Here is a 25,770-nt window from a genome sequence, read left to right as displayed (position 1 = left end):
ATAGTTCCCATACTGCTGATGGAGCTGACTTTATAAGCAGAGGCAAGGCGATGACAATTGTATTAGTCCATGGCATTTTTAACACGGGTCGAGTTATGAGTTGGATGCGTAATCGATTTGAGCGTCAGGGATATCGCTGTATTAGTCCGACAATCGCCCCTTTTGATGGTCGTAAAGGGATTGCCTATGGAGCGCAAATGCTAAAAGCGGCTATCGATGCTGAGCTAGGTGAAGACGCCCCAGTAGTATTAATTGGATTTAGCATGGGCGGCGTTGTGGCGCGTTATTATCTGCAATGTTTAGGGGGTGATAAAAGGACTCGAGCGCTGTTTACTATTTCTTCGCCCCACAACGGTAGTTACATGGCCTATCTACCTTATCCTTCTCAGGCTTTTCGCGAGTTAAGACCCGGAAGCACGTTATTAAACCAGCTCAATCAACAGCAACAAGGGCTAGCCGATATTCCGCTGTATTCGTTTCGAACGCCGCTGGATTTTACCATAGTGCCTAGTCGCAGTTCCCACTGGTCGATAGCGAATAACCAAGTGTTCAAGGTGCCGTTACATCTGTCGATGATCTACAGTCGCCGAGTCGTTGAAGCGCTACTGACCGCTACAGAGCAGCTTGATTTAGACAAATCGTAATCAGTTTAAATAGTCCTGTTCTCACTCGGTTAGGCTTTCCCTTATAATCGGTCACTTTATCTTGCCGCTAACTTTGAAAAGTATGATGTGTTATGAACAAAATCCATATACAGATGACTAAAGATGGGAGCCACACTTTAATGAGTAGCCTGTTTGATGACAGTTATCATTCTCATAATGGTGCGCTCAGTGAGTCTGAATATGTTTATATTGATGCAGGTTTTAATGCGTTATCGCCTCAATTTGAGCAAGTGAGTATTTTGGAGCTAGGTTTCGGCTCAGGGATGAATGCAATGCTAACGTTGCAGCAAGCGCTTGCAGATGGCGAGGTGACAAAGCCGATACGCTTTGTGACAGTTGAAGCCTATCCTGTGCCGCATGAGGTGATTGCTGAGCTCAACTATAAGCAGTACCTGAATGCCGAAGTGGCTGCGCTGTTTGATAAGTTACATCAGGCGCCATGGGATCAAGATGTAGAGATAGTACCTGGATTTATGCTGCATAAAGTTCATGGCAAACTTGAGAATTACACGGCTGTACCAGCGTCGATAAATTTGGTGTACTACGATGGTTTTGCTCCCAGTAAACAACCTGAGCTATGGAGGCAAGACAATTTCGATCGTCTATATCCTATGATGATGCCAGAGGGTTTATTAGTCAGTTATTGTGCCAATGGCCAGTTTAAACGTAATTTGAAGGCGGCAGGTTTTGAGGTTAAACCTTACCCTGGGGCTTTGGGGCGTCGAGAGATGACCCGTGCATGGAAAAGGTGATAGCCTAATTTCAAGGCTGGGTTAGCACTTAGGTATTAAATACTTAATCGGTAAACATTTAGGTATTTAACATTTAAGCATTAATCATTCAGATATGCAGTAGCAAGGTATTGGTTAATAAATGGACTTAGCAATAAGGAAGTCGCCCCGTGACAGAAATGAATAAAGATGTGTCTTGGTATCAAAAAAAATTTAGTCGAGCGATAGCCGTAGGCTTATGCTTGCTGGGATCGATTTTTACTGTGTCGGCCGAGCCAGAGATTTCCCATACATTGCAAACCATAGACACTGAATTTCGTCTTACACAACCTATCTTGAGTCTTAATCTATTGGGGAATGCCAATAAAGAGCTGCTGATTTTCGCGATTGATGAACAGCAGCGTTCATGGTTGTCTATTTATGGCTTAGATAGCGAAAATGGCCTATATCGACAGTTACATCGCCTGTCTTTGCCACCAGAATTTTTAGCCTTCGATATAACTGCAGAAGATGACACATTAAGTCGGCCACAGGCACTCTATTTTCTTTCCGAGTCAAAACTGCTTAAGCTGGAAGTGACTGAGCAAAAGGCAAAATTTAAAGCGTTACTCCCAGTTACGCCCTTATTGCAAAAGTCTCGAGCCGATTTTATCTCTCGCAGTCATTTTGTACGTGACTTTAATAAAGATGGATTGGATGATTTTATTATCGGCGGTTTTACTCAGACTCAGTTATTTATCCAGCAAGCCGATGGCCAGTTTATGAGCCAATGGCTGCCTATCACCCCGCAGGTCTTACAATATCGAGATGGCGCTCGATATATCGAGGCTAGCCGCTATTTTGCCGATCTTAACCTTGATGGGCGAGAGGATATAATCAAAATTGCCGAAGGCGAACTCGAGTTTTACCCTCAGCAGGCCGATGGTCTGTTTTCCACCATAGCCACTTTTTTACCCGTAAGCATCGCCATCAGTGGGCTCGATTGGTGGAATAAGCGTGACGTTTATGGCGAGGCGCTTGACCAGAGTAACCTGACTTATCGTAAGGTCGAGCAGTTAAAAGACACCAATAATGATGGTTTGGTCGATATGGTGGTGCGCTATACCAAGAGTTCGGGGGTTCTGGATAGGGTCAATGACTATGAAATCTATCTGGGCCGAAAAGGGGACAAAACGGTCAGTTTTGCCAAACAAGCTGACAATGTGATCCGCGCCGATGGCACGCTGACAGGATTTGAATTACGCGATATTGATAATGATAAGGTTGATGAAGTGCTGGTATCCGGCTTCGATATTGGTTTATCACAAGTCATTGGGGCTTTAGTGTCGGGTAGCATAGATCAAGATGTGTATCTGTTTAAACAAGATGGCCAGGGACAGTTTCCTAAAAAGCCCAATGTCAGCGAGTCGGTAGAACTGAGTTTTAGTCTGACTTCGGGGCAGAGTGGTAGTCCTGTGGTGCACTTAGCCGATTTTAATGGTGATGGCTATCAGGATCTTATTTTGTCTGATGGCGATGACGCCTTGAATCTATTTTGGGGACAAGCCAGTGGCGATATCTTCAGCAGTAAAACGCGCGGCTTTAAACTGTCATTGCCTAGTGATGGTAAGCTAGTGATCAGCAGTGATCTCAACGCCGATGGCAAGGCCGATCTCTTGATGAGTTATGGCCGCCAAGACAGCAAAACCCTACAGCGACAATTTATCGTATTCTTGTCTCGATAGTTATCAGCAATAGTTATCAGCAATAGTTATCGCAATAGCTGTCAGTAATAACATCTGAGTCGAGCCGAATTTATTTTAAGCTAAACTCGATTCAGCATAGTCTTTGTTGATGGCGTTGGATTTGCGTGATCTCGGTTTGCAGCGAATGTTCCTGCGGTTTAGTTTGTCTACGTTCTCGCATCCAACTATAGACCTTATGACTGGAGATGCCGTATTGATTGGCTACTTCCGAAGGCAATGGGTTGCCCATTTCTAACTCACTCACCACCATCTGCTTAAATTCATGTACATCTAGCTGCATGTTCGGCATCTCCCTGGTAATTATTGCTGTTGTATTTAACCTGAGCTCTGTCTAACCATAGCTCGCTATGGTGTACGACAGAGCGCCTTGATATGCAAAAAAATCTGCTTATTCAGTCAGGAAATAGACTTTCCTTTTCGAACTAATCGTTTATAGCATTGAATTAGCTTGTTAAATTTAGATTTTCCGACACTCGTTATCCCGAGTTCAGGCTATTTATATCCCGCTGGAGATTATTAAGCGAAACTTATGCCAATTTATTTAGCAGTATTTCTGGCTTATCGAGTTGTTAGTCGGTGGGAGTTCGCACCAAAATGGCGATAAATCATCACCAAGGCAGTGCAGTTAGCGGATTCAAACGGGTTGAGGGAGAGGAAATATCAGAAGCTAAAGCGGCGGCGATCTGCCACCGCATAATCAAGCTAGTGAAGTAAAAACAGAGTCGCCAGACCTAAGAAGGCAAATAGGCCAATGACATCGGTTACTGTGGTTAACACCATGCCGCCAGCTAAGGCTGGGTCAACATTCAGCTTCTTGAGTAGCAAGGGAATACAGGCTCCGGCAAATCCCGCCACTGTCATATTGATGAGCATAGCGCCGCCAATTAAAGCGCCCAGTTGCATATCCCCCTTCCATAACCAGATAGCGGCAAATACCAACAATGCCCACAGCAGACCATTTAAGAAACCAATAGCCAACTCTTTGCCGATAAGCCAGCGAGAGTTACTCTGGCCAATCTGCCCCAAAGCGATACCACGGATCACCAGGGCTAAGGTCTGATTGCCAGCGACGCCGCCCATGCTGGGAACAATGGTCATTAAAATCGCAATGGTGGCAAACTGCTCTAAGGTCCCTTCAAACATATTGCTGACCGAAGCGGCCAATAGTGCGGCAAACAGGTTAATGGTCAACCATAATGAGCGGCGAAGTGTACTCTTTAATACTGGACCGAAGGTGTCGGTATCATCATCCATACCTGCCATCCCCATCATGGAATGTTCGGCATCTTCACGAATGACATCTACCACATCATCGATAGTGATACGTCCTAATAAGCGGTTGGTTTGATCTTCGACCACAGGAGCGGATATCCAGTCATGACGTTCGAATAACTGCGCGACTTCACCATCATCCATCGATGCCGGAATTCCTTCGAGATCATCATTCATGATGTCGCGTACCGAAGCATTGGGATCGCAGGTAAGCAGATCGGCAATACTTACCCCGCCCAATAAGCTGTCATATTTATCGACGACATAAAGGGTATCTGTGGCCTCTGGCAGTTCGCCGCGAATACGCAGATAACGTAAGATAACATCTATATTGACGTCGGGGCGCAAGGTGACCGTATCGGTATTCATCAAGCTGCCAGCGGTATCTTCGGGATAGGACAGTGCCTGTTCGACACGGGCTCTATCTTGTGAACTCATCGATTGCAGTACTTGATTAAATACGCTGTCAGGTAAGCTACGCAGAATATAGGCCAGATCGTCGGTATCCATACCTTCAGCGGCTTTGGCGACTCGCTCTGGGCTCATCTGAGTGATCAGATGATCTTTTAGCTCTTCACCGAGTTCGTCAAGGATCTCACCGGTATGGGATTGGTCAATCAATTGCCACAGCACTTGGCGAGTGCGTGGTGGGGAAGATTCTAAAATAAAGGCGATATCTGATGCTGCCATGTCGTGTAGCATCTTACGTACATGGACGAACATACCGCTATTTAGGGCTTGAGTTAGCTGATGTAGACGTTGATCTGTGGTTTCACTGTCTAACACTTCGAGCGGCATCGCTCTTCTCCCCAAAGATATGTTTATGGCATAAACAATTGATTATTATAGAACGAATTAAGTCTAAACGATCAAAAGTGGGCAGATTATACGGCTTCTTCGAATTTGGCGTCAATAAGCGCGCTGACCGCATCGAGTGCGGCCTGTGCATCTTTGCCTTCGCTGGTGATTGTGATGGTTTTTCCCATGCCGGTTTCCAACATGAGTAAGCCTAGTACGCTAGCTGCGGAGGCCTGTTTTTCACCTTGTATAAGGGTCACTTCGGCATCGAAGGTGGCGGCTAATACTGCCAGCTTGGTTGCTGCTCTGGCATGTAATCCCAGCTTATTACAGATGGTGAGTTGGCGTTCAAGTTTCATCTTGTTTCAGCTCTCGGTGACGTGCCTGAACTTTATGCTTGCTGCTGCTAAACAGCTTGGCTAGCTGGTCGGTGACATAGACAGATCTATGTTGCCCACCTGTACAGCCGATAGCGATAGTCAGATAGCTACGGTTGTTGCGTTCTAAATGTGGTAGCCAAGTTTCGATCAGGTTTTCTATCTGCCAGATAAACTTGTGCACTAAGGGTTGCTGACGCAGGAAAAATTGCACTGGTTCATCTAGCCCTGTGAGCGGTCGTAGATCTGGCTCCCAGTGTGGGTTTGGCAAGAAACGCACATCGAACATAAAGTCAGCTTCGCTGGGCATGCCATATTTAAAGCCGAAAGACTCGAAGTTAATCACCAACTCTTTATCTACGGTGCCAAGCAAGATCTCTCTTACTTTGTCACTCAGATCATAAATATTAAGATGGGAAGTATCGATATAATGATCGACGATCTTAGCGATAGGCTCTAGCATTTCGCCTTCAAGTTTTATGGCATCTTTGAGTGATACCTTTGAACGCGAAAGAGGGTGAAGTCGGCGGGTTTCGCTGTAGCGTTTAAGCAGAACATCGTCGGAAGCATCAAGGAAGAAGCTTTGCAGTTCGATATCTTTAGGAAGGTTAGCGAACTGCTTATCAAGCTGGATATCTTGGCTAGGCATATTACGAACATCGACGCTAATCGCGACGAGTTCGTTACTGTCTTTAAGTTGGGTGAGCAGGGATTCCATCATCTGCAAGGGCAGATTATCGACACAGTAGTACCCGAGGTCTTCGAGAACCCTCAGTGCTACTGACTTACCTGATCCCGAACGCCCGGATACCATCACCAATTTCATTGGGTTATCACCTGATAGAGTTCTGCTTCATCTTGGGTTTTCCTTAGCTGTTTCATGACGCTCTTATCATTCAACTTTTCGGCCATGGCCGCTAATGTACTCAGGTGTTGTTCGCATTGATCTGCGGGCACCAATAATGCAAAAAGTATATCGACAGGCTGATTGTCAATGGCATCGAATGCTATTGGTTCAGCACATTTTACGAGTACTGCCAACGGTTGCGTAATGCTAGTCAGCCTCCCGTGGGGGATCGCGATACCATTGCCTATACCTGTGCTGCCCATTTTCTCTCTAGCCAGAAGGCTTTCAAAAATCTCTTGAGAGGAAAGGGGTGGGTACTGGGCAGCGGCTAAGTCGCTGATAAGTTCCAGTACCTTTTTCTTACTGCCCGGAGTGGCGCAGGTTGTGCACTCCGGCCGCAGGATGGTACTAAGTTCCATCGTTAATGTTTAGTAAGCTTCTCTTTGTGTTTAATAACCTGACGATCTAATTTGTCGATCAGGGAGTCTATTGCGGCATACATGTCCGCATGCTCAGATGTCGCAAAGACTTCGCCACCCCGAAGGTGTAGCTTTGCTTCAACTTTTTGCATCAATTTTTCAACATTTAATACAACGTGGACATTATTGATCTGATCGAAATGCCGTTCAAGTTTTGTAAATTTCTCTTCAACATAATTGCGTAGCGATTGGGTGATCTCTATGTGGTGCCCAGTTAGGTTTATTTGCATAAAATCAGTCCTCCGGTTTCCAATTGTTGATTACAAACTCTTACGTTGATTCGATGGCGGGATTAGCATGGCTTCACGGTATTTGGCGATGGTTCGTCTCGCTACCTGGATACCTTGTTCTGCTAATAATTGCGCCATCTTGCTGTCGCTTAATGGTTTCTTCTGATTTTCTGCCGCGACCAACTTTTTAATGAAGGCGCGTATCGCTGTCGAAGAACACTCTCCACCATCGTCGGTCCCCACGTGGCTGGAGAAAAAGTATTTTAGTTCAAATATGCCCCTTGGGGTGTGCATATATTTTTGTGTCGTTACCCTGGATATGGTCGACTCATGCATCTCAACGGCTTCTGCAATGTCGTTGAGTACCATAGGTTTCATCGCCTCTTCCCCGAATTCAAAAAATCCTTGTTGGAAGTCCACAATGCAATTGGTGACCTTTAACAGGGTGTCATTGCGGCTTTCTAAACTCTTAATAAACCACTTTGCCTCTTGCAGATGTCCACGAATAAACTGGCTATCGGCTTGATTCTTAGTGCTACGTGCCATAGATGCATAATGCTGGTTTACATTAATCTTAGGCATACTATCCGGGTTTAGCTCGACCACCCAGCGCCCTTTTTTCTTGGTCACTGTGACATCCGGGATCACATACTCATCTCGGCTGGCGGTGATGGCCAAACCTGGACGAGGATTGAGGGTCTGGATCAGCGCAATGGCGTCTCGTAACTCATCTTCTTTGAGTTTAGTTTTTCGCATCAATAAGCGAAAGTCTCTGCCGGCAATTAGATCTAAATGTTCGTTAATGAGCATTTTCGCGTTGCCAATATTGGCAGTATCGTGGCTAAATTGCGCCAGCTGAATAATGAGGCATTCGCGTAGATCTCGTGCTGCGACCCCAATAGGGTCGAAGTGTTGAATCCGCTTTAATACTGCTTCAATCTCATCGAGCTCAATTTCTGGATCGCCCATAGCTTCAAGGATATCGTCACAACTTTGGGTGAGGTAACCGCGCTCGTCGATGGCTTCGATAATGGCGGTTGCAATGGCTAAATCGTTGTCAGAAAAAGGTGTGAGATTTTTTTGCCACTCTAAATGCTCATACAAGCCTTCGCTGGTTTCACCTTGAAAGGGCATGTCATCATCGCGCATGGCGCCTGAACTGGAATTAGGAGAGGCGGTATAAACTTCATCCCAAGTGGTATCGACGGGCAACTCGTCAGGCATAGAGTCTTGATTCAGTGCATCGGAAGTTTCTATGCCAGAATTGTCTTGGCTGGAGTCTATTTTGAGCTTGTCGTCAAAATTGTTTTCATAGCTGTCATTGTCGTTATCACGACTTTCTTGTGCGTCATTGCTGCTGTTTTCTAGCTCGTCATCTAGCTCTAAAAGCGGATTGGATTCTAATGCTTGTTGGATCTCTTGTTGCAGTTCCAATGACGATAATTGCAACAAACGAATCGCTTGTTGCAATTGGGGAGTCATGGTGAGATGTTGACCCATTTTGAGCTGAAGTGACGCTTTCATCTAACTGCTATTCCCTTGTTTCTACTTATAAAGTGAGAAAGCTTAAGTGTTTTGCCTTATGTGTTAAGGCTAATATATTTATCAGGGCAGAGATCTTCGTCATTGCCCTACAGGTTATATAAATAACTATAGCGTGAATTGTTCGCCTAAGTACACTGCACGTACTTGCTGGTTGTCTAAGATCTGTGCTGGTGTGCCTTCGGCTATGAGATTACCGTGGCTGACGATATAGGCTTTTTCGCAAACATCTAAGGTTTCACGGACGTTGTGGTCGGTGATAAGTACGCCGAGTCCACGATTCTTAAGTTGCTCAATAATTTTTTTAATATCGATAACAGAGATGGGATCGACCCCAGCAAAGGGTTCATCAAGCAGAATAAACTTAGGATTAGCGGCTAGGGCTCTGGCAATCTCAACACGGCGACGTTCACCACCAGAAAGTGCCATGCCTAAGCTGTCGCGAATATGGGTAATGTGAAACTCTTCAAGCAGATGTTCTAACTCTTCTTCACGGGCTGCTTTATTAAGCTCACGGCGAGTTTGCAGCACAGCCATGATGTTGTCGTGAACCGACAATTTTCTAAAAATGCTCGCCTCTTGGGGGAGATAACCTATGCCTTTTCGAGCCCTAAGGTGCATAGGGTCGAGAGTGAGATCGTCTTGATCGATAAAGATTTTTCCTTTATCACTTTGAACGAGGCCGACAACCATGTAGAAGGTGGTGGTTTTACCGGCACCATTAGGGCCAAGCAAACCAACAATTTGGCCTGTTTTTACCGTTAGACTGACATCTTGCACCACTGCACGGCTTTTATAACTCTTGGCTAAATTAACGGCTTTGAGGGTAAGATCTGTCATTGTTGCTCCTGCTGTTCTGGCTGCTCTTTTGCAGGAGGTTGTTGCTCTTCTTGATAGTTTTCAGGCTGAATAATGGTGATCACTCGATCGCCATCTTTACTCTCGGCGATCAGCTGTTGTAGCTCAATGTTATAGCGGATTTGGTTACCCGTCACTTGGCTGCCTTCCTGTTCTAGGGTGGCATTACCAATCAGAGTTAAAGTGCGATTGGATAGTTCATAACGGATCTCTTTCGCACTTGCAGATGCTGGGCGACCATTTTCCATGACTTGTGAATAGGTGGCAGGATTACCCACGGCAATGAGGATTTTACCGCCGTCGTTTTCTTTGCTGAAGGCTCGTAGCTCATCGGCTTTAATCTTGATTGAACCTTGAGTGATCTCTACCGGGCCATTAAAGATGACCTGATTGTTTTTTATATCTGCCTCTTGACTGGCAGCAGAAATTTTAACCTCTTGCAGTAGGTCATTTTCCTTGGCGGTGGCGTTAAGACTAGCAAGGGCTAGTGCACCAGCAAGAATCAATTTATTTAGTTTCATATGTTCCTTCTACCTGACTCAAGAGTCGTACATTTTGCGCGTTGAGATCAGCCTGTAAACCTTGACCGGTAATGAAAAAATCGCGGCTAGTGATACGGATGTTCCTATCTGAGGTCATGATCATCGTATTTAAATCCAGTTCCAGATAAGTGGTTTCTATTGTCTGGATGGGTTCATTAGGACTGATGGCATCAATAATAACATCATTTTCTAATGTCACTCGTCCGCTGTTTTTATCTAAGGTGCCTTTAGTGGAGCGTAAACGCCATTGGGCATCACCTTTATCGGGATAAACCAAGTATATGGGTTTTGAAAAGTAGGTGATGTTCTTATCGGCGTAAAACTCCATATGGCTTGCCGATACTCGACTATTCACATTCCCTTTCTCGTTGTACTGTACACTCTTTAAATTATTAACAACATAATCAGGGCGATCGATGCTATCTAAGCTGGCATCATGGCTGCTGCGCTTAACTTGAACCTGCCAATATAGGATTAATGCGGCGCCAAAAAACGCAATGATTGCCAGGGTAACTCTATTCATATACTCATACCATGGGCCGAATCGAACTTATCTTGGCTCAATAAAATAAGATCTGTCAATTCTCTTAGGGCACCATGGCCGCCGTTGATATTTGTTATCATATCAACATGTTGCTTAACATACGGATGGCCATCGGCCACACATACTGATAAGCCGACTTGCTGCATGACAGGTAGATCGACCATATCATCGCCAATATAAGCCACTTGTTCCGGGCTGACCTGATACAGTTTGAGTAACTCCTCATACGGCTGCATCTTATTGTCGATACCTTGATAGATATGGGTAATGCCTAATGCGGTCATACGATCTTCGACAATTTTAGATTTGCGGCCGGTGATAATCGCGACTGGAATATCGCTGGTTAACAAAGAGCGTACGCCATATCCATCGCGGGTGTGGAAGGTTTTAAGTTCATCACCTGAGTTACTCATGTACACCAGACCATCGGAAAACACGCCATCGACGTCGCAGATCAGTAGTTTTATCTGTTTGGCTTTATTCCAAACAGTATCGCTAATGGGGCCGTAAAAACCTTGATGAGCCATAATCAAATAACCCCCGCTTTGACCAAGTCGAGCATATTAAGCGCACCGATTGGTTGTTGCTGTTCGTTGATAACGACAAGACCATTTATCTCTTTCTCGTCCATGACTTTTAACGCTTCGGCGGCCAAAATGCCATCGCTGACAGTGACACATCCCGCGGTCATCACCTCACTTATTGGAGTCGTACGTAAGTTCACGCCTGCATCTATTACCCGGCGTAAATCACCATCGGTAAAGATACCCGCTAACTTACCTTGACTATCGGTAACTGAGGTCATGCCTAAACCTTTCTTAGAGATCTCATATAGGGCTTCGGTGATGCAGATATCTTGAGTAACCATGGGTAACTCGTTTCCTGTGTGCATCACATCGCTGACTTTTAAGAGTAGTTTACGACCTAAACTTCCACCTGGATGAGACAGGGCAAAATCATCTTTAGTAAAGCCTCGAGCTTGTAATAGCGCAACGGCTAAAGCATCGCCCATGACCAGTGTCGCCGTGGTACTGGATGTGGGAGCCAGGCCAAGCGGACAAGCTTCTTCTGGCACTTCAATACATAAGTGAACAACAGAATGCTTTGCCATGTTGGACTCAGGTTTACCCGTCACCGCAATCACAGGAAGCCCCATGCGCTTAATTACGGGCATTAAGGTGAGGATCTCATCGGACTCGCCAGAGTTGGAGATAGCAAGCACTATATCATTTTCACTGAGTACACCCAGATCGCCATGACTGGCTTCGCCGGGATGAACAAAAAAAGCTGGCGTACCTGTGCTGGCAAAGGTTGCGGAAATTTTGTTGCCTATATGGCCCGATTTCCCCATGCCCATCACAATCACCTTTCCGGTACAGGAAAGGATCAGTTGACAAGCTTTAGCAAATTCAATGGAGTCGACATACTGGTATAGATTATCCAATGCATTGCGCTCGATATCGATAACATTGCGTCCCCATTGGCGTAATTGATTTACATCTACCATTTTGCTCTCTCTTTGTTGTTAACCAGCGTTGTTGTTAGCCGGCGCCTAACATCAAGTTAGGATAGAAAAAGTAACGCTTGATAAGCGACAAAGGTCGCTAATAATACTGCGCCATGCCAAGGTCTTAATTGGCGTGCTTTACCCGTTAATAAAACCAATATAGCCAAGGCGCTACTGGTCGCTAATACCATATAAAAATCACGTGAACTGGCAGCGGCATCAACGGCACCCGGTGCGATTAATGCGGGTAAAGCCAGTACCGCTAAAATATTAAATAGATTTGAACCGACGATATTTCCAATGGCCAGATCATCTTCTTTCTTCAGTACCCCAGCAATACAGGCTGCTAGTTCAGGTAAGCTGGTGCCGACGGCAATAATGGTTAAGCCGATCACTAAATCTGATAAATGATAGGCTTTGGCGATACCTACTGCACCTTGTACCATCCAGTCGGCTGATAATGGTAATAAAACCAGCCCTACAACTAACCATAGTATGGCTTTTACGGTTGGCACATCTTTAGGGATCTCGCTTTCAGCCTCTTCGACCAGAGGGTCAGATTCTTTGTTTCTAATGGCATGCCAGATAAGATATCCCATTAAAGCGAAAAACAATCCCATTAAGATCACCCCTTCGATGCGAGTGAGTTGACCATCAAACAGAAAGTAACCGGCTAATAAGGTTGCGCCTAACATCATTGGAATTTCACGTTTAAGCGTTTGAGAACTCACCGAGATGGCACCAAACAATGCTGTGATACCTAATATTAAAGTGATATTAGCGACATTCGAACCTAATACATTGCCTATCGCGGTATCTGTCATACCTTCCATTGATGCGGTTGCTGCCACAAACATCTCAGGTGCGGAGCTGCCCATCGCGACAATGGTTAGACCGATGAGCATTGGAGGTAACCCTAAGTTGCGAGCAAAGGCTGCTGCGCCGTAGACAAATTTATCGGCACTCCATACTAGGGCACCTAAACCAACGATAAGTAAAAAAATATTAAACAGCATTTAAGTCCATTAATGTTTATTAGTCTGCCGCGCATTTTCGCTGGATTTGAACAAAATTGAAAGTATTGCGATAAGATAGTGTCGATTCAGTTGTGCGCAATAGGTCAAATTTGTACAATTCGTCTCTTTTTCTGGCGTTTTACCATGGAACACATTAGGTCTTGCTATGAGTAATGAACAGGTAAATAAGCAAGTAAAGTCACTTGTCGAGATAAAAAACCTTAGCTTTAGCCGTGGCTCCCATGTCATCTACGAAGATATTAGTCTGTCGATACCAAAAGGTAAGGTAACGGCGATTATGGGTCCCAGTGGTATAGGTAAAACCACCTTACTCAAATTGATTGGCGGTCAATTGCAGCCTGAGCAAGGTAGCATTACCGTCGATGGTATCGATGTGCATCAATGCAATCGCAGTGAACTATTTGAGCTGCGAAAACGTATGAGTATGCTGTTCCAAAGTGGCGCCTTGTTTACCGACATGAACGTATTCGATAATGTTGCTTTCGCCCTAAGGGAGCACTCTGGTTTACCTGAAGTGATCATTAAGCGTATCGCCTTGATGAAATTGGAAGCCGTAGGTTTGCGCGGGGCGGCATCTATGATGCCTAGCGAACTCTCAGGCGGGATGCAAAGACGCGCTGCGCTGGCCAGAGCGATTGCCTTAGAGCCTGAGTTGATTCTGTACGATGAGCCGTTTGCCGGACAAGATCCCATTTCTATGGGGGTGTTGGTGAAGCTTATCCGTGAACTGAGTGATGCGTTGAATTTAACCTCTGTCGTGGTATCTCACGATGTACAAGAAGTGTTGAGTATTGCCGATTATGTGTACGTGTTGGCCGATAAGCGCGTGATTGCACATGGCACTCCGGCTGAACTCAAGCTGACTGATAATCCAAAGTTAAAGCAATTTATTGGTGGCGAGCCAGATGGTCCGGTACCATTCCATTTTCCCGCTCAAGATTACCAAAAGGAGATGTTAGGTGAGCTTGACTGATCAAATTGCGGACATTGGCCGCAATGCCATTAATAGCGTGATGGGACTCGGCCGTGCTGGGTTAATGCTGTGGGGCGCCATTGCCAGAGTTCCTCGTCCGAGAAAAGGGATCCCCTTACTGATCCGCCAGCTGTATGTGGTCGGGGTTCAGTCTATGGTGATCATCCTAGTGTCAGGATTGTTTATTGGCATGGTGTTAGCCTTACAAGGCTATAATATTTTGGTAGGCTTCGGCACCGAAGACAGTTTAGGCCCTATGGTGGCGCTCAGCCTGCTACGTGAACTTGGCCCTGTGGTAACCGCATTACTGTTTGCCGGTCGCGCAGGCTCGGCGCTCACGGCCGAAATTGGCTTGATGAAGAGCACCGAACAACTCTCTAGCTTAGAGATGATGGCTATCGATCCCCTGAGACAAATTATTGCACCGCGTTTTTGGGCTGGGGTGATAAGCTTGCCCTTACTTGCCTTAATGTTTACCGCTGTGGGTATATATGGTGGTCATTTGGTTGGGGTTGAATGGAAAGGTATCGATGCCGGAAGTTTTTGGTCGATTTTACAGGCATCGGTAGAGTGGCGACAAGATATCGTTAACTGTTTGATTAAAAGTGGTGTATTTGCCGTAGTGGTGACTTGGATAGCTCTTTATCGTGGTTATCATGTGATCCCAAATCCTCAAGGGATCAGCCGAGCGACAACTCAAACCGTTGTGCAGGCCAGCCTCGCGGTATTGGCATTAGATTTTCTGTTAACGGCCATCATGTTTGGCAGTTAATCGCTATCGTTTACGGATGAACCTAAGTATCACAATAAGTGATGCATATTGAACAGAGTGGTAAGAAGAGTATGTTAACTCGAAAAATTGAACTGTTAGTTGGCTTATTTATTTTGGCGGGGTTAGCCGCGTTTTTGGTATTGGTGTTTAAAGTGGCCGATGTCGAGGTTAAGCCCGGTCAGAGCCATTACACCCTTTATGCTAAGTTCACCAATGTGGGGGGATTGAAAGTACGTTCACCAGTTAAAGTGGGCGGTGTGGTCGTAGGTCGAGTGACCGATATTCGTTTAGACCCTAAGGAGCTGGTGGCCGTTGTTGAGCTGTCTATGGATAAGCAATACGATCAATTTCCCGAAACCAGTAGTTTATCTATTTTGACTTCAGGGTTACTGGGCGAGCAATTTTTAGGTTTGACGCCCGGCTTCGTGATGGACGATATCGCTATGCTCGAAAATGGCGATAAGATTGATGACACCCATTCGGCATTAGTGCTCGAAGATTTGATTGGTCAGTTTTTATATAGTGTGAAGTCGAAAGATAATTAATGGCAGGAAGTATTATGAAACATTTATGGAAAATCATGCTGGGTTCCATTGCAATGTTATTTAGCATAGGTGCAGTTGCTCAAAATATTGAGGTCAATGTTAAAGATCCTTATGAAATGGTGAAGTCGGCAGCTAATAAGACGTTTGCCCGTTTTCATCAGGATATTGACACAATTAAGGCCAATCCTGACCATCTTAAGGTGATAGTCTCTGAAGAGTTGATGCCTTACATCGATTATAAATATGCGGCCTATAAAGTGATGGGTAGCTATTTGCGTGAAAGTACCCCTGAGCAACGTGAAAAGTTTGCCGAAGCTTTTAAAGGGTATTTAATAGCAACTTATGCTCAAGCATTTACCGAATATACCAACCAGCAGGTGGAGTTCTCTCCTGGGAGTTCATTTGCGGATGAAAAGATGGTGGATGTGAACGTACAAATTATCGAGCAGGGACGTCCACCGATTAAGTTACAGTTTAGGGTTCGTCGCTTAAAAGATGATAGCTGGAAGGCTTTTGATCTGGTTGCCGAAGGGGTGAGCTTATTATCATCGAAGAGCGCAGAACTATCGAATCTGATCCGCCAGAAAGGGATCGACTATGTGATTAATGAGCTTGAAGTTCATACTGGCAGTCATATCAGCATGAAGAAGAAAAAGGGCGACAGCTAGAGATGTTGCAATTTAACGAGGATGGTAATACTTGCCATATTAGTGGAGCGTTATCGCAACAGGCGGTGATTGCGCTTTGGCCTAATGTGGAGCAGCTAATTGCGCCTCAGATACAGCGCTTAGATTTATCTGCTATTGCCGCCAGTGATTCTGCCGGAGTCGCTTTGCTGCTACATTTGGTGGCATTACAACAAAAGTCAGGTGGTTCGCTTGCCTTGAGTGAGGCGCCGCCGCAGTTACAGAAATTAATTGATTTATATGATTTACAAGACTTCTTCGTCGAAGAAGCCAAATAAAGGTTATTAGTTCATGGAATGTAAAGAGATCGAACAGCTTCTCAAGGAAGCACTTTCCCTAGAAGAAGTTCATGTGAGTCAAGATGGCACACACTACAAGATTGTTGCTGTGGGAGAATGTTTTGATGGCGCGAGCCGAGTAAAACAGCAGCAGATGATTTACGCCCCATTGATGGAACAAGTGACAAGTGGTGCATTACACGCTATCACGATTAACGCATTTACTCCGACGCAATGGAAGCGTGAAAAAATCTTCAACATGCCAGCGTAGAGATGAATTGTGGATAAATTAAAAATTCAGGCCAGTGCTGCGCTTGCCGGTGATGTCGTTATCTCTGGCGCCAAAAATGCCGCTCTGCCTATTTTGATGGCGGGCGTATTAGCCGATAGCGATTTTGTGGTTAGTAATGTGCCAAATCTCAGAGACGTTAATACCAGCTGCGAACTACTTCGTTGCCTCGGTGCCGACGTTGAGCGCGCCGCAAATGGTGAAATCACCATTTCGACCACCAACCTAGATCATTTTTGCGCGCCTTATGAATTAGTTAAAACGATGCGAGCATCGATTCTGATCTTAGGTCCATTATTGGCTCGTTATGGCACTGCCGATGTGTCATTGCCCGGTGGTTGTGCCATCGGTGCTCGTCCGGTCAACTTGCATTTGCATGGACTGGAACTGATGGGGGCTAAAATTGATGTCAAGGAAGGTTACATCAAGGCGCGTGTCGATGGGCGCTTAAAAGGGGCGCATATCTTTATGGATATGATCAGCGTCGGTGCAACTGAGAATCTGCTAATGGCTGCGGCGCTGGCTGATGGCGAGACCATTATTGAAAACGCTGCGCGTGAACCAGAAGTGATTGACCTGGCTAATTGTTTGATTGCTATGGGCGCGAAAATCAAAGGTGCGGGCACAGATACCATAGTGATTCAAGGCGTTGAATCACTAAGCGGGTGTCATTATCGTGTGATGCCAGATCGTATCGAAACCGGTAGTTTTCTGGTGGCTGGTGCTGTGACGCGTGGCAAGATCCGTTGTGTTAATGCTGACCCTTCAACCCTAGAATCTGTGATAGCCAAGCTTGAAGATGCTGGCGCTAAAATCGACACGGGTGAAGACTGGATTGAGCTTGATATGCAAGGCAAACAGCCTAAAGCGGTCAATATCAAAACCATGCCATATCCTGGTTTCCCTACCGATATGCAGGCGCAGTTTTGTGTATTGAATGTACTGGCACAAGGTACGGCGACCATTACCGAGACTATTTTTGAAAATCGCTTTATGCATGTGCCTGAGCTTATCCGTATGGGCGCCAAAATGGAGCTCGAAGGTAATACTTGTATTATCCACGGTATTGAAAAGCTTAATGGCGCCCAAGTGATGGCGACCGATCTACGAGCTTCTGCTAGTTTGGTGATTGCAGGTCTTGTGGCTGAGGGTGTGACAACTGTTGATCGCATCTATCATCTCGATAGAGGTTATGAGCATATTGAAGATAAATTTAAAGGTTTAGGTGGAGAGGTTATTCGCACTCAGTAAGCCAATATTTTTAAAATTTTTCAGAATAAGAAAGCCATTAATTTTAATGGCTTTTTTTATGCCTCTCAAAAGGGAATAATAATAAAAACATTTAATTACAATGTGTTAGGCGTAATTGTTTCTGAAGTGAAATTAACCCGCATCATGCTATAGTACTCAATATCGATGGAATGATTTAAGCAAAGCTGTATTGCTGCTAAGGAGAGTTGAATAGATGGAATCGAGTAAAAGAATTGTCTTTTTAATAGGTTGTTTGTTGCTAGCCTTTATCTGTTATGGCATTGGCATGCACAGCGAAGCCTTGTTACTTATTGTGCTTGGCGGATTGTTTGAGTGTCTGTTTTGGCTGCGTTTATTTAAACCCAATACCAGAAAATAGCGCTAGTTAATAGTTACCACTACAGATAAAAAGCCAGCATTTATGCTGGCTTTTTGGTATGGGACTTTATGAGAAGCGTTTTAGTTATCGGCGACATTCTCGCCAATAGTGACAGGTACTTGATAAGCTTTACCTTCACGAATAATCGTCATGGACACTTGAGTGCCAGGTGGTGTTTCTGCAATTCGATCCATTAGCATTTCAACACCGGGTACGATTTCGTCATTAAACTTGGTTATTACGTCACGAGGACGCAACTTCGCTTTGGCGGCCGGTCCTTGATGATCGATTTCGGTAACCATTACACCGGTTAAATCGGGCAGATTAAGGATCTGTGCCATTACTGGATTAATTGGCTCACCAGTGATCCCCAGTGCACCGCGGATGACTCGGCCATCTTTAATCAGTTTACCCATGATGCTGTGAGCTAACTTAATTGGGATGGCGAAGTTAATCCCATGGCCACCACCTTCGCCACCGACTTGGAAAGCGGCGGTATTGATACCGATAAGTTGGCCACTGGTATCGATTAAGGCGCCACCCGAGTTGCCGGCATTAATTGCGGCATCGGTTTGTAAGAAGTCGAGATAACCCGAACTTAGGCCATTTCGGCCCGTGGCACTGATGATACCTTGGGTTATGGTCTGTCCTAGGTTATATGGGTTACCGATAGCGAGAACCACATCACCTACTTGGGCAGGAATATCTAGGTTAATTGGCACTACAGGTAAGGTGTCGCCTTCAATTTTGAGGACCGCTAAGTCAGTCACTGAATCAGAGCCGACGACTTCAGACGTAAATTTACGGCCATCTTGCAGAGCAACAACAATTTCATCGGCTTTTTTGATCACGTGGTAGTTAGTGAGAATATATCCCTCTTTACTCATGATCACGCCTGAACCAAGCCCTTGTAGGGAGCCTGAATTAAGTGGACGACCTTGGTCTACGCTGAGGCTGTAGATATTCACCACCGCAGGGGCGGCACGTCTTACCGCTTGTGAAAAAGACAGTTCGATACCATTTTTGCCACGGGACTGAAAAAAGCTATTCTGCTGTCCATTGTTGGTTAGAAATGGTGTGATGACCAGAAAGACCGCAGCCATGATAAGACCAAAAAATATGGCCTTGGTAACATATAAAACACTGTCTTTTAGGGTCATGGTCAACAAACTTATGGGAAAGATGTACTTAGATTATCATGTTTATTTATATGGCACTATTGGCTATTTAACAGGATAACTGATGTTGTGGCTCTGAGAGAAACAAAGGCCATGAAACCATGGCCTTGTTATCGGTTAAAGATGATTAGTTAATGGCTTATCTCAGTACAAGATAGAGTAAGTTACCCTCACGGAGGATTTTAAGTGCCATGGTGCCATGAGCATCTTTTAGCTCAGCTTTGAGCTCTTTCAAATCATCGATATTCTTGCGGTTTACCCCCACAATCACATCGCCTTTTTGAAGCCCTGTTGCAGCAGCTGGTGAGCCTTGAGCGACATCGGTGATTTCTACTCCGTCATCGTTATTCTCTAAACTCGCACCCGCTAACATAGGGTGTACGGCGCCAGCAGAGGTTTCGGTTGCTTGGCTGGCTTCGCCTAATACGGCGGTGATAGTTTTCTTATCGCCATCACGAATAAGGCCAAGTTTAACTTTAGCGCCTGCGCCCATGGTGGCGACTTTCGCTCTTAATTCCTGGAAGGATTTAATCGGTTTACCATTCACGCTAACAATGATATCCCCAGCTTTAATTCCCGCCTTATCTGCTGCGCTGTTTGGCATCACTTCATTAACGAAACCACCATGTTGAGTATCTAGACCAAAGCTTTGGGCTAATTCGTTGTCTAAGTCACGCCCAGTGACACCCAATACACCACGGCGAACTTCACCATGTTCGATAATTTGGTCGACCAAGTTGTTCACCATGTTGGCTGGAATGGCGAAACCGATACCGACGTTACCGCCGCCAGGAGCAACAATCGCGGTATTAATACCAATGAGTTCACCGTTAAGGTTCACTAACGCACCACCCGAGTTACCACTGTTAATAGCGGCATCGGTTTGAATAAAGTTCTCTAACATCTCGATGCCTAAACCGCTACGGCCCATGGCACTCACTATGCCAGATGTGACCGTTTGTCCAAGACCGAAGGGGTTACCAATGGCAACAGTGAAATCACCCACTCTTAATTCGTCTGAATCGGCTCGTTTTAGCGCGGTTAAGTTTTTCGCTTCGATCTGCAGTAATGCAATATCAGATTCGGCATCGGTGCCGATGAGTTTTGCTTCAATTTCACGGCCATCATGTAGGCCGATTAAAATTTTATCTGCACCATCGATAACATGGTTATTGGTGACGATATAGCCTTTTTCAGCATTAATAATCACCCCTGAACCTAGGCCTTTAAATGGACGCTCCTGCACTCTTTCTCGTGGGGCGTTAGGGCCGAAGAAGTAGCGAAACGCATCTGGGAGTCGCTGCTTGGAAACATGGGTTCCCTCTACCGCAACAGCAACAACGGCTGGGGTGGTTTTTTCTAACATAGGCGCCAAGCTTGGCATTTGCTGGCCATCAACGGCTAATGGAATCGCGGCTTGCGATACTGCTGGCATAACCATAAGACTGGCACTTAATACTGCTGCTGAAAGTAATGATAATTTTGTTTTCATCAATTCATGACTCCAAATTTGGGATAATGGACTTATGATCACGTTAGAGACAAGGCCTTTAGCCTCACATCCTGTTGCAAATCTTAAATCAGGTTATTGATTCGGACTATAGTGATTTAGCTAAAGTTCACTCGGATTAACAAAGGTTAATTTTCTGATCATGAAGACAATTTTCAATTTTTAACTTGGCCTATTGCAAAAACAGACTGCTTCAAGCATTTGCTCACTTAAGCATAGGTTTTGCCTCATAATGTATCGTTCATCTTTATCTGTAGCATTATCGGGTTGATGACTATGGCATCGCCTGTTGTCATGCTACTATTTGGCCGTTTATTTAAGGATAGAAGAGAATCGTTACCGTGTCGTACCTCACTCCCTGGCAGCATTACCAACAAGATTTACAGCGCACAGAATTTTCCCATGATAGTGCACAAGAGCAGGCAGTTAAGTCGTTGCAACGTGTTTATGATGAGTTGTTGGCGGCGCAGAAACCTGTGTCAGGGTTGAAGAAGTGGTTAGGGTTTTTAGGGCAATCTCGTGCTCAGGTAAAAGGCTTGTATTTATGGGGCGGGGTAGGTCGAGGTAAGACCTATTTAATGGATACCTTTTATGAGGCCTTGCCTGGCGATAAGAAGCTCAGGGCGCATTTTCACCGATTTATGCACCAAATCCATATCGACTTGGATGGCTTAAAAGGCCAGCGAGATCCTTTACTTGTGATCGCTAAGCGCATGGCTCAGCAGTATCAAGTGATCTGTTTCGATGAGTTTTTTGTGTCAGATATTACCGATGCCATGTTATTGGGCACCTTGTTTGAAGCATTATTTGCCGAAGGCGTCGCCCTAGTTGCGACATCTAATATTATTCCTGACGAGCTGTACCGTAATGGATTACAACGTGCGCGCTTCTTACCGGCTATTGCGCTTATCAATCAACACTGTGAGATCTTAAATGTCGACAGCGGTATTGATTATCGCTTGCGTACCCTTGAGCAAGCCGAGATCTATCACTATCCATTAGATGATAAAGCCGATGAAAACTTATTAAGCTATTTTGAACAACTCGCTCCCGAGTCTGATAAGTCCAGCGTGCCAATAGATATCGATGGTCGGGATATTCATATTCGCGTAGAGGCACAAGGGGTGTTGCTGATCAATTTTAGGGATCTGTGTGACGGTCCTCGAAGTCAGCGTGATTATATGGAACTGGCTTGTTTGTATCATACCGTGCTGCTGAGTAATGTTGAGCAGATGGGCAGTCAATCGACAGGTGATGATATTGCGCGCCGTTTCTTGGCCATGGTTGATGAGTTTTATGAGCGCAATGTTAAATTGATTATCTCTGCCGAGGTCGAATTAGCCGAGATCTATACCGAAGGCTTACTCTCTTTTGAATTTAGGCGTTGCCGTTCGCGTTTGACTGAAATGCAGTCACACGAATATTTAGCGCTGGAACACTTACCTTAAGTCACAAAGACCAAGGACTAATTGAAACATCGCTAACCCATGTGATTTCGGCATTGACACAAGTTTGGCGATATCAAAATTTAGCCTCGGTTAAACTAAATAGCTCTGCTTATATATAGCTATGAGTTAATCATTTAAATTTAACTAAAAAATTAGGTGATTTTTAACTCAGCTTTGTCTATAATTCGCGACCTGCCCTCGTTACTCCACCGAAAAGGTGGAAGTTATAAAGCCTTATTCTTTGCTCGAAGGGGCGTAGAATGGCACTTTTTGTGTTGTCATTTAATAATGAATGGCGGCATGTGAGACAGAATTTTAACATTGGGTTTTTGTAAATGAAGACTACTTTTACTGCTACACCAGAAACCGTTACTCGCGACTGGTATGTTGTTGACGCTGAAGGTAAAACTTTAGGTCGTATCGCTACTGAAATTGCTAGCCGTTTACGCGGTAAGCATAAGCCAGAGTATACACCTCATGTGGATACTGGCGATTACATCATCGTTATCAACGCTGAGAAAGTTGCTGTTACTGGTAATAAAGCGAAAGGCAAAGTGTACTACTCGCACTCTGGTTTCATCGGTGGCATCAAGCAGATCACCTTTGAAAAGCTGCAAGATCATAAGCCTGAATTGATCATCGAGAAAGCAGTTAAGGGTATGTTACCTAAAGGTCCTTTAGGACGTGCCATGTTCCGTAAACTTAAAGTTTACGCTGGTACAGAACATAACCACGCTGCACAACAACCTCAAGTTCTTGATATCTAAACGGGATTAAGCAAATGGCTGCAACTCAGTACTACGGCACTGGCCGTCGCAAAACATCTACTGCTCGCGTATTCGCTAAAGTAGGTAGTGGTAACATCGTCGTGAACCAACGTCCACTTGACGAATATTTTGGTCGTGAAACTGCTCGTATGGTTGTTCGTCAACCTCTAGAGCTAGTTGAAATGACAGAAAAGCTAGACATCTATGTAACTGTTAAAGGCGGTGGTATCACTGGCCAAGCAGGTGCAATCCGTCACGGTATCACTCGTGCACTGATGGAACTTGATGAAGCTCTACGTCCATCTCTACGCGCTGCTGGTTTCGTTACCCGTGATGCTCGTAAAGTTGAGCGTAAGAAAGTGGGTCTACGTAAAGCACGTCGTAAGCCACAATTCTCAAAGCGTTAATATTTCGCTTCGAAAATTCAAAAACCCAGCTTTTGCTGGGTTTTTTTATGCCTGTTGTTCAGAGGTTAATATGGGGCAAATTATGGATAGTGTTTTAGAGATACAATCGGCTAGACTGTTATCTCAAATAAATCTACATAACCTGAACTCGGGATCACGAGTGTCGGAAAATCTATTTAACAAGCTAATTCAATGCTATAAAGGATTAGTTCTAAGAGGAAAGTCTATTTTCTGACTGAACGCGCAGATTTTTGGGCATATCAAGGCGCTCTATCGTACACCATAGCGAGCTATGGTTAGGCAGAGCAACGCAGAGAGGTACACAAAGATGCCTATTCAGCGGCTCTGCTTATCCAGAACTCAGGTTACATAGCTAGGAAGCAAAATCTATGTCTTTTCAACTCGTCATGCTGGTATTAGCAGTGGTATTGATCATCGAAGGAATTGGTCCTCTATTATTTCCTAATCGTTGGCAGGCGTATCTACGTGAAATTTCCAACCAAAATCAGCGAGTTTTACAAAGATTGGGTGGTGCTTTAGTTACCGCAGGAGTGGTTTTGTTGATTATTTTTTCATAAATTAGTTGCCACTTCCCCCCTAAAATCTGCTAGAATCCCGTTTTAATCACTACCATGCAGCAAACAATGGGCAAAAACGTCGTAGTTCTCGGCACCCAATGGGGTGACGAAGGAAAGGGTAAGATCGTCGACCTTCTTACCGAACAGGCCAAATATGTCGTTCGTTACCAAGGTGGCCACAATGCGGGTCATACACTGGTAATCGATGGTGACAAAACCGTTCTTCATCTTATTCCATCAGGGATTTTACGTGATAATGTAAAATGCATTATCGGTAATGGCGTGGTGCTTGCACCTGACGCACTGATGAAAGAGATCAACATGCTTAAAGAGCGTGGCGTACCTGTAGAGGAACGTCTACTTATCTCTGAAGCGTGTCCTTTGATTCTACCATTCCACTGTGCTTTAGATGTTGCTCGCGAAAAAGCGCGCGGTAATAAAGCTATCGGTACAACCGGTCGTGGTATCGGTCCTGCTTATGAAGATAAGATTTCTCGCCGTGGACTTCGCGTTGGCGATCTATTCAATGCAGAGCTATTTGCTAGCAAACTTAAAGAAGTGATGTCATATCATAACTTTATGTTGACTGAGTATTATGATTGCGAAGCTGTTGATTACGAAGCTACATTGAAAGATGCATTAGCTATTGCTGATTATCTGAAAAGTATGTGTACCGATGTCACTGAAATGCTTGATAAAGCACGTAAGGCGGGTGAGCCAATTCTATTTGAAGGTGCTCAAGGTACATTACTGGATATCGACCACGGTACTTATCCATTCGTAACCTCTTCTAATACTACTGCCGGTGGTGTTGCAACAGGTTCTGGATTTGGCCCACGTCATCTAGATTACGTATTGGGTATCATGAAAGCGTACACCACGCGTGTGGGTGCGGGTCCTTTCCCAACTGAATTGCAAGACGAAATTGGTGATCATTTAGGTACTAAAGGTCACGAATTTGGTGCGACTACCGGTCGTAAGCGTCGTCCAGGTTGGTTAGATATCGTTGCGATGAAGCGTGCGGTACAGATTAACAGCATCAGTGGTTTTTGCTTAACTAAGCTAGACGTTTTAGATGGCTTAGAAGAAGTGAAGATCTGTGTTGGTTATCAGTATCCTGACGGCACGGTTGCTACAGTAACGCCACTTGCAGCCGAAGGCTATGAGCAAGTGACACCTGTACTTGAAACTATGCCAGGTTGGAGTGAAAACACCTTTGGTGCGACTTCAATTGATCAGTTGCCACAAGCGGCGATCAACTATATCAAGCGCATAGAAGAGTTACTGGAAACGCCAGTCGACATTATCTCAACGGGTCCCGATAGAAACGAGACCATGATTCTAGTGAATCCGTTTAGTTAATGATAAGGGCCGCGTTAAGCGGCCTTTTTATTGTCATTCTAAAACCACCTCCTATGGAGGTGGTGAACGTCTGATTTAGGCTATGCCTGAAGGTTGCTCATGCTAAATACTAACTTTGTTTGTAACCAGCAAATAAAGAGAGGTAAATAGCATGAGCAGATATGAATCAGCTT

General features: G+C 44.9%; 31 protein-coding genes. 16 read left to right on the top strand and 15 right to left on the bottom strand.

Annotated elements, in window-relative coordinates:
• Positions 1-50 precede the first annotated feature (50 nt).
• The 3 genes from L1D21_RS14770 (at position 51) to L1D21_RS14760 (ending at position 3,120) form a co-directional block, all read left to right on the top strand.
• Positions 51-644 (top strand): alpha/beta fold hydrolase, encoded by a 594-nt coding sequence (locus L1D21_RS14770; protein ID WP_239846041.1) that lies wholly within the window; start codon positions 51-53, stop codon positions 642-644.
• Between the two features lie 140 nt (positions 645-784).
• Complete coding sequence (mnmD, locus tag L1D21_RS14765; RefSeq protein ID WP_239846040.1) at positions 785-1,417, top strand: tRNA (5-methylaminomethyl-2-thiouridine)(34)-methyltransferase MnmD; 633 nt, start codon at positions 785-787, stop codon at positions 1,415-1,417.
• 158 nt (positions 1,418-1,575) lie between these two features.
• On the top strand, positions 1,576-3,120 hold the full coding sequence (locus L1D21_RS14760; protein ID WP_239846121.1) for a VCBS repeat-containing protein: 1,545 nt from the start codon (positions 1,576-1,578) through the stop codon (positions 3,118-3,120).
• Positions 3,121-3,211: 91 nt separating this feature from the next.
• On the opposite strand, the gene L1D21_RS14755 is transcribed toward L1D21_RS14760, so the two are convergent.
• The 13 genes from L1D21_RS14755 to L1D21_RS14695 form a co-directional block, all read right to left on the bottom strand.
• A complete protein-coding gene (locus L1D21_RS14755; protein ID WP_239846039.1) occupies positions 3,212-3,421 on the bottom strand; it encodes a hypothetical protein in 210 nt (69 codons plus the stop codon).
• A gap of 422 nt (positions 3,422-3,843) precedes the next feature.
• Positions 3,844-5,211 carry a magnesium transporter gene (gene mgtE, locus L1D21_RS14750; RefSeq protein WP_239846038.1) on the bottom strand — a complete coding sequence of 456 codons (1,368 nt, stop codon included), beginning with the start codon at positions 5,209-5,211 and terminating at the stop codon, positions 3,844-3,846.
• Between the two features lie 86 nt (positions 5,212-5,297).
• Positions 5,298-5,570 carry an HPr family phosphocarrier protein gene (locus L1D21_RS14745; protein WP_239846037.1) on the bottom strand — a complete coding sequence of 91 codons (273 nt, stop codon included), beginning with the start codon at positions 5,568-5,570 and terminating at the stop codon, positions 5,298-5,300.
• A complete protein-coding gene (gene rapZ / locus L1D21_RS14740; protein ID WP_239846036.1) occupies positions 5,560-6,414 on the bottom strand; it encodes an RNase adapter RapZ in 855 nt (284 codons plus the stop codon). The genes L1D21_RS14745 and rapZ overlap by 11 nt, the downstream gene beginning before the upstream one ends.
• Positions 6,411-6,854 (bottom strand): PTS IIA-like nitrogen regulatory protein PtsN, encoded by a 444-nt coding sequence (ptsN, locus tag L1D21_RS14735; protein ID WP_239846035.1) that lies wholly within the window; start codon positions 6,852-6,854, stop codon positions 6,411-6,413. The genes rapZ and ptsN overlap by 4 nt, the downstream gene beginning before the upstream one ends.
• Before the next feature lie 2 nt (positions 6,855-6,856).
• Positions 6,857-7,144, bottom strand: a complete 288-nt coding sequence (gene hpf, locus L1D21_RS14730) for a ribosome hibernation promoting factor (RefSeq protein ID WP_239846034.1) — start codon at positions 7,142-7,144, stop codon at positions 6,857-6,859.
• A gap of 30 nt (positions 7,145-7,174) precedes the next feature.
• Positions 7,175-8,668, bottom strand: a complete 1,494-nt coding sequence (locus tag L1D21_RS14725; RefSeq protein WP_239846033.1) for an RNA polymerase factor sigma-54 — start codon at positions 8,666-8,668, stop codon at positions 7,175-7,177.
• A 126-nt stretch (positions 8,669-8,794) separates the two neighbouring features.
• Positions 8,795-9,526, bottom strand: coding sequence for an LPS export ABC transporter ATP-binding protein (lptB, locus tag L1D21_RS14720; RefSeq protein WP_239846032.1), 732 nt, complete (start codon positions 9,524-9,526; stop codon positions 8,795-8,797).
• Positions 9,523-10,065, bottom strand: coding sequence for a lipopolysaccharide transport periplasmic protein LptA (gene lptA / locus L1D21_RS14715; protein WP_239846031.1), 543 nt, complete (start codon positions 10,063-10,065; stop codon positions 9,523-9,525). Before lptA ends, lptB begins: the two co-directional genes overlap by 4 nt.
• Positions 10,052-10,609 carry an LPS export ABC transporter periplasmic protein LptC gene (gene lptC, locus L1D21_RS14710; RefSeq protein WP_239846030.1) on the bottom strand — a complete coding sequence of 186 codons (558 nt, stop codon included), beginning with the start codon at positions 10,607-10,609 and terminating at the stop codon, positions 10,052-10,054. The genes lptA and lptC overlap by 14 nt, the downstream gene beginning before the upstream one ends.
• Complete coding sequence (kdsC, locus tag L1D21_RS14705) at positions 10,606-11,157, bottom strand: 3-deoxy-manno-octulosonate-8-phosphatase KdsC (RefSeq protein ID WP_239846029.1); 552 nt, start codon at positions 11,155-11,157, stop codon at positions 10,606-10,608. Before kdsC ends, lptC begins: the two co-directional genes overlap by 4 nt.
• Before the next feature lie 2 nt (positions 11,158-11,159).
• A complete protein-coding gene (locus L1D21_RS14700; RefSeq protein ID WP_239846028.1) occupies positions 11,160-12,137 on the bottom strand; it encodes a KpsF/GutQ family sugar-phosphate isomerase in 978 nt (325 codons plus the stop codon).
• Positions 12,138-12,193: 56 nt separating this feature from the next.
• Positions 12,194-13,153 carry a calcium/sodium antiporter gene (locus L1D21_RS14695; protein ID WP_239846027.1) on the bottom strand — a complete coding sequence of 320 codons (960 nt, stop codon included), beginning with the start codon at positions 13,151-13,153 and terminating at the stop codon, positions 12,194-12,196.
• 166 nt (positions 13,154-13,319) lie between these two features.
• Here L1D21_RS14695 and L1D21_RS14690 point away from each other — a divergent pair, with 166 nt between their 5' ends.
• The 8 genes from L1D21_RS14690 to L1D21_RS14655 all read left to right on the top strand — a co-directional run bounded on the left by L1D21_RS14690 (position 13,320) and on the right by L1D21_RS14655 (position 18,347).
• Positions 13,320-14,147, top strand: a complete 828-nt coding sequence (locus L1D21_RS14690; RefSeq protein ID WP_239846026.1) for an ATP-binding cassette domain-containing protein — start codon at positions 13,320-13,322, stop codon at positions 14,145-14,147.
• Positions 14,134-14,919: a lipid asymmetry maintenance ABC transporter permease subunit MlaE gene (gene mlaE, locus L1D21_RS14685; protein ID WP_239846025.1), complete on the top strand. Its 786-nt coding sequence runs from the start codon at positions 14,134-14,136 to the stop codon at positions 14,917-14,919. Before L1D21_RS14690 ends, mlaE begins: the two co-directional genes overlap by 14 nt.
• A gap of 71 nt (positions 14,920-14,990) precedes the next feature.
• A complete protein-coding gene (gene mlaD / locus L1D21_RS14680; protein ID WP_239846024.1) occupies positions 14,991-15,464 on the top strand; it encodes an outer membrane lipid asymmetry maintenance protein MlaD in 474 nt (157 codons plus the stop codon).
• A gap of 11 nt (positions 15,465-15,475) precedes the next feature.
• Positions 15,476-16,132 (top strand): ABC transporter substrate-binding protein, encoded by a 657-nt coding sequence (locus L1D21_RS14675; RefSeq protein ID WP_239846120.1) that lies wholly within the window; start codon positions 15,476-15,478, stop codon positions 16,130-16,132.
• Positions 16,133-16,134: 2 nt separating this feature from the next.
• Positions 16,135-16,428 carry an STAS domain-containing protein gene (locus L1D21_RS14670; RefSeq protein WP_239846023.1) on the top strand — a complete coding sequence of 98 codons (294 nt, stop codon included), beginning with the start codon at positions 16,135-16,137 and terminating at the stop codon, positions 16,426-16,428.
• Positions 16,429-16,441: 13 nt separating this feature from the next.
• Positions 16,442-16,699 (top strand): BolA family protein, encoded by a 258-nt coding sequence (locus L1D21_RS14665; RefSeq protein ID WP_239846022.1) that lies wholly within the window; start codon positions 16,442-16,444, stop codon positions 16,697-16,699.
• Positions 16,700-16,708: 9 nt separating this feature from the next.
• Entirely contained in the window at positions 16,709-17,968 is a 1,260-nt protein-coding gene (gene murA, locus L1D21_RS14660) for a UDP-N-acetylglucosamine 1-carboxyvinyltransferase (protein WP_239846021.1), read from the top strand.
• Between the two features lie 214 nt (positions 17,969-18,182).
• Positions 18,183-18,347: a hypothetical protein gene (locus L1D21_RS14655; protein ID WP_239846020.1), complete on the top strand. Its 165-nt coding sequence runs from the start codon at positions 18,183-18,185 to the stop codon at positions 18,345-18,347.
• Between the two features lie 80 nt (positions 18,348-18,427).
• On the opposite strand, the gene degS is transcribed toward L1D21_RS14655, so the two are convergent.
• Together degS and degQ are read right to left on the bottom strand one after the other, a co-directional pair.
• On the bottom strand, positions 18,428-19,507 hold the full coding sequence (degS, locus tag L1D21_RS14650) for an outer membrane-stress sensor serine endopeptidase DegS (protein WP_239846019.1): 1,080 nt from the start codon (positions 19,505-19,507) through the stop codon (positions 18,428-18,430).
• A gap of 157 nt (positions 19,508-19,664) precedes the next feature.
• Positions 19,665-21,017, bottom strand: coding sequence for a Do family serine endopeptidase DegQ (gene degQ, locus L1D21_RS14645; protein WP_239846018.1), 1,353 nt, complete (start codon positions 21,015-21,017; stop codon positions 19,665-19,667).
• A gap of 359 nt (positions 21,018-21,376) precedes the next feature.
• On the opposite strand from degQ, the gene zapE reads away from it, so the two are divergent.
• The 5 genes from zapE to L1D21_RS14620 all read left to right on the top strand — a co-directional run bounded on the left by zapE (position 21,377) and on the right by L1D21_RS14620 (position 25,597).
• Positions 21,377-22,483 (top strand): cell division protein ZapE, encoded by a 1,107-nt coding sequence (gene zapE / locus L1D21_RS14640; RefSeq protein WP_239846017.1) that lies wholly within the window; start codon positions 21,377-21,379, stop codon positions 22,481-22,483.
• Positions 22,484-22,818: 335 nt separating this feature from the next.
• Complete coding sequence (gene rplM / locus L1D21_RS14635; protein WP_239846016.1) at positions 22,819-23,250, top strand: 50S ribosomal protein L13; 432 nt, start codon at positions 22,819-22,821, stop codon at positions 23,248-23,250.
• Positions 23,251-23,264: 14 nt separating this feature from the next.
• Entirely contained in the window at positions 23,265-23,657 is a 393-nt protein-coding gene (rpsI, locus tag L1D21_RS14630; protein ID WP_028774904.1) for a 30S ribosomal protein S9, read from the top strand.
• Between the two features lie 389 nt (positions 23,658-24,046).
• A complete protein-coding gene (locus L1D21_RS14625) occupies positions 24,047-24,235 on the top strand; it encodes a DUF2065 domain-containing protein (protein ID WP_239846015.1) in 189 nt (62 codons plus the stop codon).
• Between the two features lie 66 nt (positions 24,236-24,301).
• Positions 24,302-25,597, top strand: coding sequence for an adenylosuccinate synthase (locus L1D21_RS14620; RefSeq protein ID WP_239846014.1), 1,296 nt, complete (start codon positions 24,302-24,304; stop codon positions 25,595-25,597).
• Positions 25,598-25,770 lie beyond the last annotated feature (173 nt).

It is taken from the genome of Shewanella sp. Isolate11 (genome assembly GCF_022398315.1).
Classification (GTDB): domain Bacteria; phylum Pseudomonadota; class Gammaproteobacteria; order Enterobacterales; family Shewanellaceae; genus Shewanella.
Note: the sequence above shows the minus strand (reverse complement) of the source record. Positions and strands in the feature narration are given on the sequence as shown.

Coding starts and splice junctions, on each gene's coding strand:
- L1D21_RS14745 (WP_239846037.1), bottom strand. CDS start 5,570: ATGAAACTTGAACGCCAACTCACCATCTGTAATAAGCTGGGATTACAT.
- L1D21_RS14625 (WP_239846015.1), top strand. CDS start 24,047: ATGTCTTTTCAACTCGTCATGCTGGTATTAGCAGTGGTATTGATCATC.
- L1D21_RS14770 (WP_239846041.1), top strand. CDS start 51: ATGACAATTGTATTAGTCCATGGCATTTTTAACACGGGTCGAGTTATG.
- L1D21_RS14690 (WP_239846026.1), top strand. CDS start 13,320: ATGAGTAATGAACAGGTAAATAAGCAAGTAAAGTCACTTGTCGAGATA.
- mgtE (WP_239846038.1), bottom strand. CDS start 5,211: ATGCCGCTCGAAGTGTTAGACAGTGAAACCACAGATCAACGTCTACAT.
- mlaD (WP_239846024.1), top strand. CDS start 14,991: ATGTTAACTCGAAAAATTGAACTGTTAGTTGGCTTATTTATTTTGGCG.
- kdsC (WP_239846029.1), bottom strand. CDS start 11,157: ATGGCTCATCAAGGTTTTTACGGCCCCATTAGCGATACTGTTTGGAAT.
- rapZ (WP_239846036.1), bottom strand. CDS start 6,414: ATGAAATTGGTGATGGTATCCGGGCGTTCGGGATCAGGTAAGTCAGTA.
- L1D21_RS14700 (WP_239846028.1), bottom strand. CDS start 12,137: ATGGTAGATGTAAATCAATTACGCCAATGGGGACGCAATGTTATCGAT.
- L1D21_RS14670 (WP_239846023.1), top strand. CDS start 16,135: ATGTTGCAATTTAACGAGGATGGTAATACTTGCCATATTAGTGGAGCG.
- L1D21_RS14725 (WP_239846033.1), bottom strand. CDS start 8,668: ATGAAAGCGTCACTTCAGCTCAAAATGGGTCAACATCTCACCATGACT.
- degS (WP_239846019.1), bottom strand. CDS start 19,507: ATGACCCTAAAAGACAGTGTTTTATATGTTACCAAGGCCATATTTTTT.
- mnmD (WP_239846040.1), top strand. CDS start 785: ATGAGTAGCCTGTTTGATGACAGTTATCATTCTCATAATGGTGCGCTC.
- hpf (WP_239846034.1), bottom strand. CDS start 7,144: ATGCAAATAAACCTAACTGGGCACCACATAGAGATCACCCAATCGCTA.
- lptB (WP_239846032.1), bottom strand. CDS start 9,526: ATGACAGATCTTACCCTCAAAGCCGTTAATTTAGCCAAGAGTTATAAA.
- L1D21_RS14655 (WP_239846020.1), top strand. CDS start 18,183: ATGGAATCGAGTAAAAGAATTGTCTTTTTAATAGGTTGTTTGTTGCTA.
- lptA (WP_239846031.1), bottom strand. CDS start 10,065: ATGAAACTAAATAAATTGATTCTTGCTGGTGCACTAGCCCTTGCTAGT.
- L1D21_RS14665 (WP_239846022.1), top strand. CDS start 16,442: ATGGAATGTAAAGAGATCGAACAGCTTCTCAAGGAAGCACTTTCCCTA.
- ptsN (WP_239846035.1), bottom strand. CDS start 6,854: ATGGAACTTAGTACCATCCTGCGGCCGGAGTGCACAACCTGCGCCACT.
- L1D21_RS14755 (WP_239846039.1), bottom strand. CDS start 3,421: ATGCAGCTAGATGTACATGAATTTAAGCAGATGGTGGTGAGTGAGTTA.
- rpsI (WP_028774904.1), top strand. CDS start 23,265: ATGGCTGCAACTCAGTACTACGGCACTGGCCGTCGCAAAACATCTACT.
- rplM (WP_239846016.1), top strand. CDS start 22,819: ATGAAGACTACTTTTACTGCTACACCAGAAACCGTTACTCGCGACTGG.
- degQ (WP_239846018.1), bottom strand. CDS start 21,017: ATGAAAACAAAATTATCATTACTTTCAGCAGCAGTATTAAGTGCCAGT.
- L1D21_RS14620 (WP_239846014.1), top strand. CDS start 24,302: ATGGGCAAAAACGTCGTAGTTCTCGGCACCCAATGGGGTGACGAAGGA.
- L1D21_RS14760 (WP_239846121.1), top strand. CDS start 1,576: ATGAATAAAGATGTGTCTTGGTATCAAAAAAAATTTAGTCGAGCGATA.
- L1D21_RS14695 (WP_239846027.1), bottom strand. CDS start 13,153: ATGCTGTTTAATATTTTTTTACTTATCGTTGGTTTAGGTGCCCTAGTA.
- lptC (WP_239846030.1), bottom strand. CDS start 10,609: ATGAATAGAGTTACCCTGGCAATCATTGCGTTTTTTGGCGCCGCATTA.